This is a genomic window from Bacillus sp. FSL M8-0256 (assembly GCF_038005765.1).
Classification (GTDB): domain Bacteria; phylum Bacillota; class Bacilli; order Bacillales; family Bacillaceae; genus Bacillus; species Bacillus safensis.
Map to the genome: position 1 here is coordinate 1503939 of NZ_JBBOTU010000001.1, position 13330 is coordinate 1517268.

Consider the following 13330-nt stretch of genomic DNA (forward strand, 5'->3'; position numbering starts at 1 on the left):
ACGACAAATGGACTGTTAAAAGAAAGGAAGAGGTGACTTTAGAATGGCTGCAAAAACAAAAAAAGCAATTGTTGATAGCAAAAAGCAATTTGATGCCATCAAAAAGCAGTTTGAAACGTTTCAAATTTTAAACGAAAAAGGCGAAGTCGTAAACGAAGCGGCAATGCCGGATCTTTCAGATGACCAATTAAAAGAATTAATGCGCCGTATGGTGTTTACACGAGTATTAGATCAACGTTCAATTTCATTGAACCGTCAAGGACGTCTTGGCTTCTACGCGCCAACAGCTGGACAAGAGGCTTCTCAGCTTGCAACTCACTTTGCACTTGAGAAAGAAGATTTCATTCTTCCAGGATATCGTGACGTACCACAATTAATCTGGCATGGTCTTCCGCTAACAAAAGCATTCTTGTTCTCTCGCGGACACTTTGTTGGTAACCAAATGCCTGAAGATGTGAATGCACTTTCACCGCAAATCATTATCGGTGCTCAAATCATTCAAGCTGCTGGTGTAGCTCTTGGTTTGAAAAAGCGCGGTAAAAAAGCTGTTGCAATCACTTACACTGGTGACGGTGGAGCTTCACAAGGTGATTTCTACGAAGGTATTAACTTTGCAGGGGCTTACAAAGCGCCAGCGATTTTTGTTGTCCAAAACAACAGATATGCGATCTCTACACCTGTTGAAAAGCAGTCTGCTGCACAAACAATTGCGCAAAAAGCAGCTGCAGCTGGTATCGTAGGCGTACAAGTTGACGGTATGGATGCATTAGCTGTTTATGCAGCAACTGCTGAAGCTCGTGAGCGCGCTGTAAATGGTGAAGGTCCAACATTAATCGAAACTCTTACATTCCGTTACGGCCCACATACAATGGCTGGTGACGATCCAACAAGATATCGTACAAAAGAAGATGAAAACGAGTGGGAGCAAAAAGATCCATTGGTACGCTACCGCAAATTCTTGGAAAACAAAGGCCTATGGTCTGAAGAAGAAGAGAATAAAGTCATCGAAGATGCAAAAGAACAAATCAAACAAGCGATCAAAGAAGCTGACGAACAGCCTAAGCAAAAAGTCACTGACTTGATTGAAAACATGTACGATGTAAAACCATTCAACTTAGTTGAACAGCTTGAAATTTACAAACAGAAGGAGTCGAAGTAAGCCATGGCGCAAATGACAATGATTCAAGCGATCACTGATGCGTTACGCACAGAACTGAAAAATGACGAAAACGTTCTCGTTTTCGGAGAAGACGTTGGTAAAAACGGCGGCGTATTCCGTGCGACTGAAGGATTGCAAAAAGAGTTTGGTGAGGATCGTGTATTCGATACTCCACTTGCTGAATCTGGTATTGGCGGTCTTGCTATTGGCCTTGGACTACAAGAATTCCGCCCGGTAATGGAAATTCAATTCTTCGGATTCGTTTACGAAGTATTAGATTCTGTTTCTGGACAAATGGCTCGTATGCGTTACCGTTCTGGCGGACGCTGGCATTCTCCAGTGACAATCCGTTCTCCATTCGGCGGGGGAGTTCACACACCTGAGCTTCACGCTGACAGCTTAGAAGGTCTTATCGCACAACAGCCTGGTATCAAGGTTGTTATTCCTTCAACACCTTACGATGCAAAAGGACTTTTAATTTCTGCAATTCGTGACAACGATCCTGTAGTGTTCCTTGAGCATATGAAACTTTATCGTTCTTTCCGTCAGGAAGTTCCTGAAGAAGAGTACACAATTGAAATCGGTAAAGCTGACGTGAAACGTGAAGGTTCTGACCTTTCAATCATCACTTACGGTGCAATGGTTCACGAATCACTAAAAGCTGCTGAAGAGCTAGAAAAAGAAGGCGTTTCTGCTGAAGTGATCGACCTTCGCACAGTAAGCCCGCTTGATATTGAAACAATCATCGCTTCTGTTGAAAAAACAGGCCGTGCGATCGTTGTTCAAGAAGCACAAAAACAAGCTGGTATTGCTGCAAACGTAGTAGCTGAAATCAATGACAGAGCGATCCTTAGCTTGGAAGCACCAGTACTTCGTGTAGCTGCACCTGATACTGTATTTGCTTTCTCTCAAGCTGAGAGCGTATGGCTTCCAAACCATAAAGATGTACTTGAAACAGCGAAGAAAGTTCTTGAATTTTAATTAAATGACAGAGGGGAAAAGAATTTATTTCTCTTCCCCTTTATCAATTACATGACCGTGTAAATATACACAACAAGGGTTCAACAAAATCTAGGAGGCGAAAAACAGTGGCATTTGAATTTAAACTTCCGGACATCGGAGAAGGTATCCACGAAGGTGAGATCGTTAAGTGGTTTGTTAAACCAAACGACGAAATCAATGAAGATGACGTTTTAGCAGAGGTACAAAATGATAAAGCAGTTGTAGAAATTCCTTCACCTGTTAAAGGAAAAGTATTAGAATTAAAAGTTGAAGAGGGAACAGTTGCAACTGTAGGACAAACAATCATTACGTTTGATGCACCTGGTTACGAAAATCTTCAATTTAAAGGCAGCGAAGAAGAAGGCGAAGCAAAAACTGAAGCTCAAGTACAAGGTACTGCTGAAGCTGGTAACGAGCCAGAGAAGAAAGAAGTTGCACAAGAAGAAGCGGCAGCAGCAACTGGTGCAGGCGCACAAGAGCAAGTAGACGCTGATCCAAACAAACGCGTGATCGCTATGCCATCTGTACGTAAATATGCTCGCGAAAAAGGCGTTGAAATTTACAAAGTTGCAGGTTCTGGTAAAAACGGCCGTGTGTTAAAAGAAGATATCGACAGCTTCGTTAATGGTGGTTCTGCAGCTCAAGAAGCAGCACCTCAAGCAGCTGAAAGTGCGAAAGAAGAAGCAGCTCCTAAAGCGGCAGCAGCTCCAGTTCTTGAAGGAGAATTCCCAGAAACTCGCGAGAAAATGAGCGGAATCCGCAAAGCAATCGCAAAAGCAATGGTGAACTCTAAGCATACAGCTCCTCACGTAACATTAATGGATGAAGTTGATGTAACAAACCTTGTTGCACATCGTAAACAATTCAAACAAGTTGCAGCTGATCAAGGAATCAAGTTAACTTACTTGCCTTACGTTGTAAAAGCTCTAACTTCTGCTTTGAAAAAGTACCCAGTACTTAACACTTCTATCGATGATAAAACAGATGAAGTTGTTCAAAAGCATTACTACAACATCGGAATTGCAGCTGACACTGAAAAAGGCTTGCTCGTTCCAGTTGTAAAAAATGCAGATCGCAAAGCGATTTTCGAAGTTTCTAACGAAATCAATGAGCTTGCAACAAAAGCACGTGATGGTAAATTGGCTCCAGCTGAAATGAAAGGTGCATCTTGCACAATCACAAACATCGGTTCTGCTGGTGGACAATGGTTTACTCCAGTCATCAACCACCCAGAAGTAGCGATCCTTGGTATTGGCCGAATCGCTGAAAAAGCGGTTGTTCGTGATGGCGAAATCGTTGCAGCTCCTGTCTTAGCTCTTTCCCTAAGCTTTGACCACCGTATGATTGACGGAGCTACTGCGCAAAATGCCCTTAACCACATCAAGCGTTTATTGAATGATCCACAATTAATTTTAATGGAGGCGTAATGTCATGGTAGTAGGAGATTTCCCAATCGAAACAGATACTCTTGTCATCGGTGCAGGTCCTGGTGGATATGTAGCTGCTATTCGTGCTGCACAGCTAGGACAAAAAGTAACAATCGTTGAAAAAGGAACACTTGGCGGTGTATGTCTAAACGTTGGCTGTATCCCTTCAAAAGCATTAATCAATGCTGGCCATCGTTTTGAAAATGCTAAGCATTCTGAAGACATGGGTATCAAAGCTGAAAACGTAACAGTTGATTTCACAAAAGTTCAAGAGTGGAAAGCTTCTGTTGTTAATAAGTTAACAGGTGGAGTTCAAGGTCTTCTTAAAGGAAATAAAGTAGACATCGTCAAAGGTGAAGCTTATTTCGTAGACAGCAACTCTGTACGTGTAATGGATGATAATTCAGCACAGACTTACACTTTCAAAAATGCAATTCTTGCAACTGGATCTCGTCCAATTGAATTGCCTACTTTTAAATACACAGACCGCGTGATCAACTCAACTGGTGCTTTAGCGCTTAAAGAAGTACCTAAAAAGTTAGTTGTCATCGGTGGTGGATACATCGGTACTGAGCTTGGTACTGCTTATGCAAACTTTGGAACAGAAGTTGTGATCCTTGAAGGTGGAGACGAAATCCTTCCAGGTTTCGAAAAGCAAATGAGCTCATTGGTTAAACGTAACCTGAAGAAAAAAGGAAACGTTGAAATCCATACAAACGCTCTTGCAAAAGGCGTTGAAGAAAAATCTGATGGTGTCACTGTTACGTTCGAAGTAAAAGGCGAAGAAAAAACAGTTGATGCTGATTACGTACTTGTGACTGTTGGTCGTCGTCCAAACACGGATGAGCTTGGTCTTGAGCAAGTTGGTGTTGAATTGACTGACCGCGGAGTTGTCAAAACAGACAAACAATGCCGTACAAGCGTATCTAACATCTATGCAATTGGTGACATCGTTGATGGACCACCACTTGCTCACAAAGCTTCTTACGAAGGTAAAATTGCAGCTGAAGCAATCGCTGGAGAGCCAGCTGAAATTGATTACCTTGGTATTCCTGCTGTTGTATTCTCTGAGCCAGAACTTGCAACTGTTGGATACACTGAAGCAGAAGCAAAAGCAGAAGGAATCGAAATCGTTGCAGCGAAATTCCCATTCGCAGCGAACGGACGTGCACTTTCTCTTGATGCAACTGATGGCTTCATGAAAATGATCACTCGTAAAGAGGATGGTCTAGTTATCGGTGCTCAAATCGCAGGTGTTGGCGCTTCTGATATGATTTCAGAGCTTAGCCTTGCAATCGAAGCTGGAGTGACTGCTGAAGATATCGCTATGACAATTCACGCTCACCCAACATTAGGTGAAATTACAATGGAAACGGCTGAAGTAGCAATCGGAAGCCCAATCCACATCGTAAAATAATGAAACCTATGAAACCCTCTCCTTGATGGAGAGGGTTTTTTTGGCGCCCTGAACACCATATGAAAAACCCCTCATGAGGTGAGGGGTTTTTTCATATGGATATATATAAGTGCAAGGTACATATCATTAGTTTGTATTGACGCGGTCTAAAGCATGACATAAAGGCGATAAGATCTCCTGTTTACTGCGGACATTTCCTTCCACTTTCACGATCACTTTTTCATCATTGACAAGTAAAATAGCCGGCAGTTCATCAACTTCATTTTTCCACCCTTTACGATCTTCTTTTACAATCATTTTTGACATTTCCTTAGGGTATTCATTTTTTAAATCGAGGACTGCATCATAATATGGGCTTTCTTTATCAAGGTTTTCTGCATCAGTAAAAAAGAGAATTCTCGGTTTTTGAATATGACGGACTTGGTCGGTCTGATTCGGTATGATATACGCAAATGAGCATGAACTAAGTACAAAGAGCATGGGGAATATAATGAGAAGTGTCCTCATAAAGTTCAATCTATTCACCTCAAAATCATTTGGGGTTGTCCCAACATTTTTAGGAGCTTGTTCCCTGTTAGTCACTCTAGTGTATCATGTCCCTTTTGACAATTTTCGATTGTTACTCAATTGTTACAGAATTGATATGAAGCAAAATACAATTGAAACGTTCCCTCAATATGATAAGAAAAAAGCACATATTTATAAAAAATGATTAAATGTGTCATACAATTAACCGTTGACAACTTAAATGTGACATCATATTATAGAAATAAGAAATGGATCAAACGCTTTCAAACTATGAATGAAGAAAAGGGGAATGTACGTGGGTACAATTATTTGTCAAGATTGCAATGAAACCATTGATCAATTTGAAAATGAAAAAGTGACAACGCTATACGGAACGTGTGGTCACTGTCATTGCTGTGATGAAGCCTCTGAATAAATAAAAAAGCATGCAGCTCCATTTGGGGCTGCATGTTTCTTTTTTATAAAATTGGTTTTTGTTCCTTAATCACACGGATCATTTCAAGCGTTGAATCTTCAGGTCCTTGGACAGGGAGACCAATTTCAATATTTTTAAAGATATACGATATATTTTCTTCTGTGATAATTTCACCTGGTATAAAAATCGGAATACCTGGCGGATACACCATCACAAACTCTGCGATAATGCGGCCGACTGCTTCCTTAAATGGAACGACTTCCGTTGTAGCGTAAAAGGCGTCACGCGGCGTCATAGCAAGCGATGGGATCTCAGGCAGCAGCACTTCCGTTACTGCTTGTTTGCCGCTCTCACGAGTAGAGGCTGCGGCAATTTCCTGCATCGCCGTCACGAGCGTATCAATTGTCTCATCTGAATCGCCAGGTGTAACGATACATAAAATGTTGTAAAGGTCAGAGAGCTCTACTTCAATTCGATAGCTTTCTCTCAGCCATTTTTCGACATCATGTCCGTTTAACCCAAGGTCTTTAATGGAGATAATTAATTTCGTTGGGTCATAATCGTAAGTGGAAGCTGAACCGAGTACTTCCTTGCCAATGCAGGTAATGCCTTCAATTTGATTCAAGCGGTCTCTCGCTGATTCAGCTAAACGAATTGCTTCTTGAGCTAGTGCCTTTCCTTCAGTGGCTAATCGTTTTCGAGCGACATCAAGTGACGCTAAGAGCAAATAAGAAGTGGACGTTGTCGTCAGCATACTCAAAATCGATTGCACTCGGTCTTTTGAAACAAGCCCTTCCTTCATATTTAAAATAGAGCTCTGCGTAAGAGAGCCGCCGAGTTTATGGACACTTGTTGCGGCCATGTCGGCACCTGCCTGCATCGCAGAGAGGGGAAGCTCATCGTGAAAATGTATATGCACACCGTGTGCTTCATCGACAAGGACAGGCACATCAAATGAATGGGCAATGTCTACGATTGATTTTAAGTCAGCTGAAATACCAAAATACGTTGGATTAATGACAAGCAAACCTTTCGCATCTGGATGCTCAGTGAGCGCCTTTTTGGCTGATTCAGGTGTAATACCGTGAGAGATGCCAAGTTCTTTGTCTATTTCTGGGTGAATAAAAACAGGAACTGCGCCAGAAAATACAATCGCGGACATAATTGATTTATGGACATTACGCGGAACGATAATTTTATCTCCAGGCCCGCATACCGTCATCACCATTGTCATGATAGCGCCGCTTGTGCCTTGAATGGAGAAAAACGTATGATCAGCACCGAAGGCTTCAGCAGCAAGCTCCTGTGCTTCTTTTATCATCCCTCGAGGTGAATGTAAATCATCGAGAGGTTCTATATTAATGAGGTCAATGCTTAATGCATTGTTGCCAATGAATGCTCTAAATTCAGGATCCATTCCGGCTCCTTTTTTATGGCCTGGAATGTGAAATTGGACTGGATTGGTTGCTGCGTGTTTTTTTAGTCCAGTATATAAGGGTGTATCATGTTGTGACAATTGCTTTCCCACCTTCATCGAAATACCTGCTATTATTGTGCCAATTACAGCAGATTTCATTGCATAAAACAAAAGAATTATATTATGAACTGATCGGAATGTAAAGCATAAATCAATCGGTTTCTGATCAAACAGATGCTATAATAAAAGTTCAAATGAGAAATGAGTGTTAAAGTGAGGGACAAGTAAATGGAATATCAATATCCAATGGATGTCGACTGGACGACAGAGGAAAAAATTGCAGTCATTTCATTTTTTCAGGCTGTTGAAAAAGCCTATGAAAAAGGAATTGCGAAGCAGGAGTTATTAGATGCTTATAAACGATTTAAAGAGGTTGTGCCATCAAAAGCAGAGGAAAAAACGCATTGTGCGGCGTTTGAAAAGGGAAGTGGGTATTCCCCTTATCGTGCAGTGAAAACCGCAAGAGAGGCAGAAGAGACTGCTATTATACGTATGTAAAAAACGAGCCTATAAAGGCTCGTTTCAGCGTGCAGACAAACCCTCGCATTCGGTGTCAGGCCTGCGTGCCGGTGCTCACGAATGTCAAATTCGCTCCGCGCCGGTACTCGTCCTTCCTAGACTTCAAAGGTTTTCTATCACGCTGAAAAAGAAGACAAAGGGCTAAAATCAAAATCATTTTAGCCCTTTGTCAACAATTTGAATCGAGCCTATAAGGGCTCGTTTTTTTATACAGATTCTTTCTGTGTGAAGCGGTATAGATACGTCAGCGTGCGGAAAGCATTTTCGATTTTCGATAGGAATTCTTCATTATTCATTTGAACGACTTCCTCTCTAGGCAGCTGAATGCCGCACAGAAGCTCGGCTTTCTTAACTGTTTGAACACGTTCAAAAAGCGTTTTCAGCTGTTCGGAATCTAGTTCGCTGTGAAGCATGACATCTGGTTTCATATGATCTTTAGACCAAACAAAATCTTGCGGTATTTTCTGCTGGATGGTGTCTAGCTCTTTTTCAAATAGCTGGCCGTACTCACCCTTAACTGGAGATTCATAAATGAGCGCAAACCAGACAAAGACATGTGTTTTCCAAAGCCCAATTTGAAAATGAGGGAGCTTTTTATATCCGCGCTTACTGTTTGCAAAAGCAACCCATGTATCATTTGGCGGGTTGACAGATCTTCTAGCATGCTTTGCGACGTGTACAAACATTTCGTCTCCTGTAATAGAAGAAAGAAGTGGTGCAAAATGTTCGCCAAGTGCCTCAAGCTTTGGACGGACTCTTTCTTTTAATACAGTCATTCGTTCATCTAAACCATCAACTGTGAATGTTTCAAAATCTTCATCTCTAAAACGCATTTCACTCATGTTATGCCTCCTGTATCTTTTCGCTGATCATATTTTATCATAGCTTGGGTCAAGCTCAAAAAAAGATGCACCGGCAGATAAAAGGGCGTGGTGCAGCGTTTAAAACCTTTCATTTTGTGGTACATCATTAATAGGTAAAGACACAATTTTCAGAATGTCGTTGCGGTTATGCGATCGCTTCATACGATATAAGCAAGAACCATTTCTCTTATCGATTGAATTTTTATCAATGAAAACTGACAAGGAATGAATCATTCTCTGGAAGGGGCGTTGACCAATGAAGCAAATCGTGAAGCAGGGCTATAGACAGGAGAAGAAAAATCGCATCGCTGTGTGGAGATTAGAGGTTGATTATGAGCTTTCTACGCTTCATGAAGCCATCGAACAAAAAGATGACATCCAAATCGAACGCAGCAAACGAAAGCTTGAGCGCCTAAGAAAAGAATGGGAGCAGCTTCAAGGGTAAAACAGCGTGAGGTAAAAACGAACCAATTCATCGGTTCGTTTTTGTATGAAGCTGCTTTTTTCTTGCTTTTACGTACATAATATCAGTATGCTATTACAAATAGGTCCTACATAGAAAAGAGGTTTACAATCTGATGACAAACTGGGTGGAAATTGACCGTCTTGCAAAGCTCTGGGTAAAAGAAGCAGGAAGCCGTATTAAAGCGTCCATGCAGGAAGGTCTATCAATTGAAACAAAATCAAATCCAAATGATCTAGTCACGAATATCGATAAAGAAACAGAACGTTTTTTTATTGAAAAAATACAGTCGACATTTTCAGATCATCACATTTTAGGAGAAGAGGGACAAGGGGAAGAGGTGACCTCACTCGATGGAATTGTGTGGATCATTGATCCGATCGATGGCACAATGAACTTTGTCCATCAAAAACGCAACTTTGCCATTTCAATCGGGATATTTGAAAATGGTGTGGGGAAAATCGGTCTTATTTATGACGTCATTCATGACGAGCTCTACCATGCCATTAAAGGAGAAGGAGCCTATATGAACGATATCCTGCTCCCTCCATTAAAAGATGTGGAGATTGAAAAAGCCATTGTGGGGATTAATCCGACATGGGCGATCGAAAGCCCTTATTTTGACGCCAAACCATTTGCCCGTCTTGTGCGTGACGTGAGAGGGACACGAACGATTGGATCAGCTGCCCTTGAGCTTGCTTATATTGCAAGCGGCAGAAGTGACGCATATGTCACCTTAAGGCTTGCGCCGTGGGATTATGCAGCGGGCTGCGTACTGCTTGATGAAGTAGGGGCCGTTTACTCAAATATTCACGGAGAACGTCTTACGTTCCTAGACAAAAACAGCATAGTGGCTGGAAATCGATCCATTTGTGAAAAAATCTTGCATGATTACATAAAAGGAAGCGGAAATAAAAAATAAAACGACATCACTTCATGAGAATGAAGTGATTTTTTGTTTTTCCTGAAACTTTTTGGTAAGGCAGATGTCTATACGAATGAGGCCTTAATTTCATGTAAAGGATTGTGTATCAATGTTTGATTTGTTTAGTGATTTATCGCTCCATTTTGAAAGGTATTTTATTTTAAATGAGTACAGTATCCACATCATTCAATGGTGTGTACTTGGACTATTTGTCCTGTTCGTGACACTCCCCATATGGAAAGAAAAGAAGAGTGGTTATGTATTTTATGCTGGAATCGTATTAAGAGTTGTTCTGCTTGGCGGGATGACAGTTGAAATGATCCACCAAGTTCTGTCTAGACAGTATACGATCGAAACATTCGAGGTGCTGACAGATTTTATGCAATTTCTCATTTATGGGTATGTCTTGCTTGCATCACTGTACTATGTGATTACTCTTCCTTATTTAAAAAATAAAGGTATGTTCTTTGTTTTTGATTTATCTGTATTACTTCTGCCTTTATGTCAAACAGTGTTTATTGTGTTTGCTGAAAGCAAAAAGTTCTTTCTTAGCGGTGATACGGGGCTAGTATGGAGAGATATGATCACCAATTTGCTTATGGCTTGCTTCGCCGCTTTGGTGCTGCACCTTTTCTTTCGCTTGTTTTGGCACCGAAAGTGGAAGGAATTGCTTTTCTTCTATGGCTTAATTTTCGCAGCCTTGCTTTATATATTTTATCCTTCTATCTCGAAGTATGAGCTCCAATCTTCATTTAAATCGATAGTCATTTTAGCGGCAGCAGCAGGAAGCTTTATGACGATTGATTTGTTATCTGCTTTACTACGGGACAAGCTGAGATTAAGGCAGTGGGGCGCTGGTTGTATAGCTGTCTTTTTTCTGCTGTTACTCAACCCGGTTGTCAATATTCCTCATACCATGTTCCAATTTACCAAAACGGAACTGGTAGATACTTTTTCACAAGAATATCGCCCTTTATCAGCAGTGAGTGCAAAAGCATTCGCTTCAAAATTTGTACCAGAGGATCAATCGCTCTATTTAAATGCTAGTCATCAGCCTATCCCTTATCATTACGTGTTTGCAGATGATCAGTATGAAGTGAATATTTCTGCGTTTACAGGTGAATTAAGCGATTTTTCTTATCGAGGTCGTGTAGAGGGAAAGGAGATGACCGATAAAGAATATAGGAAAAAAACCATCGAATTTTTCGAAAGAAGCGGGCGGTCAATCGATCTACAGCGCATTCAATTAGCTGTAAAAAAAGAGGACGGAGAGACGGACGTTCTTCTTCTGCCAAAAATGTCTCAGAATGAAGAGGACAGTTTAGCGTCTGCCACCTGGAAAAAAGGGACGCTTCGACAAGCGCGATACGTAAACGCCATCTTTCAATTAAAGGATATAGACGGAATCCATTTAACAGAAACGGAGATAAAAAACAGGATCAACAGTATTTATAAACATTTAAATTTAAAGCCGCCAGCTTATCAAATCACAGGCATTGATGAATTTTATTTTAATTGGCAGCATGAAGTGAGGGTCACAACTAAAGATCAATCGGAGTTTCTGTTTAATGGCTCAACAAAAGAAGTTATCAGCTTTAAGCTGTCAAAAGCGATTCTTCAACAGAAAAAAGGGAACGTCAGCGATGAAGATTTGTTAAAAATCATAGGGAAAACGCCAAAAGACGTAAGGAAAGAAACAGGTACTAGTGAAAGCAAACAATATACGTTTAACCGTTCCTCTCATGTCGTCAATCTGTTTAAAGGGGATGATGGAATTGAGTTGAGAGTACAATCAGATTCTTCAATCCCGCACGCAGTATCTAATCAAGATCGGGAGGACGTCTATCAGCAAGTACTTAAAAGGTATAAACCATATACGATCTATAAAAAACAAATAAAACCTGTGAAGATGATCGACAAAGAAGGGAACATCGACATTTCATGGCTTGTCATCATACAAACCTTCGGATCAAATGAGCATAAAATCTATGAAGTGAATGGACGAACAAAAGAGGTGCATCGTTTTGACAGATAAAGAAAAACAAGCCATCTTTCAAGACTTATATGAACTGTATCAAGAAGGGGATCTGGGAGCCGAGGCAGCGAGCTGGATGAAGGCACACGAGCAGCAATTTCAGCATGTAGACACGGGTAAAAAGCAGTCTTCATCGCCGATGAAAGGTCAGAATGACTATGACGAGTTAAAACGTATGAAAGGGTTTATTTACTCGTTATATTTCTTTTTTATCGTTTTATCGATTTGGATGACTGTGTGGTTTTATTTTTGATGTCCAGACCAGCAGACCAAATTGAAAAAATCTATGAAGAATATTTTCAGGAAATCACTAAATATTTATATCGCCGGACGGGAAATATGGAAACGGCCAAGGACCTTGCACAGGACGTATTTATGAAGGCACTGCATGGGTTGTCCTCCTTTAAGGGACATTCAAGTATGAAAACATGGCTTTATACCATTGCGTATCACACATTTGTGAATGATTATCGCCGAAAAATAAGATGGACTTTTACGAACGTAGAGGAAATAGATTTCTTAGAGCAGCAGTCGTTCACGACACCAGAAGATCACATTGAAAAACAAGCTGACATCGAAAGGCTGTGGCATCATATTTATCAGCTGAAGGATTCCTACCGGGAGGTCCTTATTTTAAGAGATATTCAAGAATTGTCATATGAAGAAGTAGCTGAAATTTTGAATTGGAGTTTATCTAAAGTCAAAACAACCCTTCATCGAGCCAGATTAGAGCTGAAGCGAAAGCTACATTGTGAGGAGTTCAATAAATGAGCTGTTATTTGATTGAAGAATTGTTACCACTTTATATAGAGGGGGACACAAGTGCAGAAACAAATAAAATTGTTGCAGAGCACTTACAATCCTGCGAGAGCTGCCAACACCTTTATCACGAAATGAAAGAGCCAATAACCTTTATACAAACCCCTGATCTCATGCCATATATAGATGAAAAGGAAGAAAGAAGAAAATTCGAAAAGCGCTACTATGGCAAGCTGTTATATCGAGCAAGTATCGCGTTTTGTATGGGATATGTCGTGATGATCATTCTTTATTGGCTGAAATAAAAAACCCCCATCTGGATAAACCAGGTGGGGGTTTTT

15 protein-coding genes are annotated in these 13330 nt (G+C 40.8%); 12 read left to right on the top strand and 3 right to left on the bottom strand.

The features are described from left to right. The first annotated feature begins 43 nt into the window (after positions 1-43). The 4 genes from pdhA to lpdA all read left to right on the top strand — a co-directional run bounded on the left by pdhA (position 44) and on the right by lpdA (position 5005). A complete protein-coding gene (pdhA, locus tag NSQ76_RS07590) occupies positions 44-1159 on the top strand; it encodes a pyruvate dehydrogenase (acetyl-transferring) E1 component subunit alpha (RefSeq protein WP_024424754.1) in 1116 nt (371 codons plus the stop codon). A gap of 3 nt (positions 1160-1162) precedes the next feature. Beyond that, on the top strand, positions 1163-2140 hold the full coding sequence (pdhB, locus tag NSQ76_RS07595; RefSeq protein ID WP_012009824.1) for a pyruvate dehydrogenase complex E1 component subunit beta: 978 nt from the start codon (positions 1163-1165) through the stop codon (positions 2138-2140). 107 nt (positions 2141-2247) lie between these two features. Then, positions 2248-3588 carry a dihydrolipoamide acetyltransferase family protein gene (locus tag NSQ76_RS07600; protein WP_024426891.1) on the top strand — a complete coding sequence of 447 codons (1341 nt, stop codon included), beginning with the start codon at positions 2248-2250 and terminating at the stop codon, positions 3586-3588. 4 nt (positions 3589-3592) lie between these two features. Beyond that, entirely contained in the window at positions 3593-5005 is a 1413-nt protein-coding gene (lpdA, locus tag NSQ76_RS07605; protein ID WP_024426892.1) for a dihydrolipoyl dehydrogenase, read from the top strand. Positions 5006-5131: 126 nt separating this feature from the next. Here the strand turns inward: lpdA and NSQ76_RS07610 are convergent, their stop codons facing one another. Then, a complete protein-coding gene (locus tag NSQ76_RS07610; RefSeq protein WP_223250976.1) occupies positions 5132-5512 on the bottom strand; it encodes a hypothetical protein in 381 nt (126 codons plus the stop codon). Between the two features lie 316 nt (positions 5513-5828). Between NSQ76_RS07610 and NSQ76_RS07615 the strand changes: the two genes are divergently transcribed. Continuing rightward, complete coding sequence (locus NSQ76_RS07615; protein WP_003212464.1) at positions 5829-5948, top strand: GapA-binding peptide SR1P; 120 nt, start codon at positions 5829-5831, stop codon at positions 5946-5948. A gap of 43 nt (positions 5949-5991) precedes the next feature. Here NSQ76_RS07615 and NSQ76_RS07620 read toward each other — a convergent pair whose 3' ends face one another. Beyond that, positions 5992-7464, bottom strand: coding sequence for an aminotransferase class I/II-fold pyridoxal phosphate-dependent enzyme (locus NSQ76_RS07620; RefSeq protein WP_341053254.1), 1473 nt, complete (start codon positions 7462-7464; stop codon positions 5992-5994). A gap of 189 nt (positions 7465-7653) precedes the next feature. Between NSQ76_RS07620 and NSQ76_RS07625 the strand changes: the two genes are divergently transcribed. Next, positions 7654-7923: a UPF0223 family protein gene (locus tag NSQ76_RS07625; protein ID WP_024424759.1), complete on the top strand. Its 270-nt coding sequence runs from the start codon at positions 7654-7656 to the stop codon at positions 7921-7923. Positions 7924-8150: 227 nt separating this feature from the next. Here NSQ76_RS07625 and NSQ76_RS07630 read toward each other — a convergent pair whose 3' ends face one another. Further along, positions 8151-8786: a DUF1054 domain-containing protein gene (locus tag NSQ76_RS07630; RefSeq protein ID WP_171464198.1), complete on the bottom strand. Its 636-nt coding sequence runs from the start codon at positions 8784-8786 to the stop codon at positions 8151-8153. Between the two features lie 277 nt (positions 8787-9063). On the opposite strand from NSQ76_RS07630, the gene NSQ76_RS07635 reads away from it, so the two are divergent. The 6 genes from NSQ76_RS07635 (at position 9064) to NSQ76_RS07660 (ending at position 13294) form a co-directional block, all read left to right on the top strand. Then, positions 9064-9252: a hypothetical protein gene (locus NSQ76_RS07635; RefSeq protein WP_024424761.1), complete on the top strand. Its 189-nt coding sequence runs from the start codon at positions 9064-9066 to the stop codon at positions 9250-9252. 133 nt (positions 9253-9385) lie between these two features. Next, the gene (locus NSQ76_RS07640; RefSeq protein ID WP_024426895.1) at positions 9386-10192 is read left to right on the top strand and encodes an inositol monophosphatase family protein; all 807 of its coding nucleotides are present in this window, start codon (positions 9386-9388) and stop codon (positions 10190-10192) included. A gap of 112 nt (positions 10193-10304) precedes the next feature. Further along, positions 10305-12230, top strand: coding sequence for a hypothetical protein (locus tag NSQ76_RS07645; protein ID WP_341053258.1), 1926 nt, complete (start codon positions 10305-10307; stop codon positions 12228-12230). Then, entirely contained in the window at positions 12220-12483 is a 264-nt protein-coding gene (locus NSQ76_RS07650) for a hypothetical protein (protein ID WP_034623302.1), read from the top strand. Before NSQ76_RS07645 ends, NSQ76_RS07650 begins: the two co-directional genes overlap by 11 nt. Continuing rightward, on the top strand, positions 12483-13001 hold the full coding sequence (locus NSQ76_RS07655) for a sigma-70 family RNA polymerase sigma factor (RefSeq protein ID WP_029707654.1): 519 nt from the start codon (positions 12483-12485) through the stop codon (positions 12999-13001). Before NSQ76_RS07650 ends, NSQ76_RS07655 begins: the two co-directional genes overlap by 1 nt. Continuing rightward, positions 12998-13294 (top strand): anti-sigma factor family protein, encoded by a 297-nt coding sequence (locus tag NSQ76_RS07660; protein WP_024426899.1) that lies wholly within the window; start codon positions 12998-13000, stop codon positions 13292-13294. The genes NSQ76_RS07655 and NSQ76_RS07660 overlap by 4 nt, the downstream gene beginning before the upstream one ends. Positions 13295-13330 lie beyond the last annotated feature (36 nt).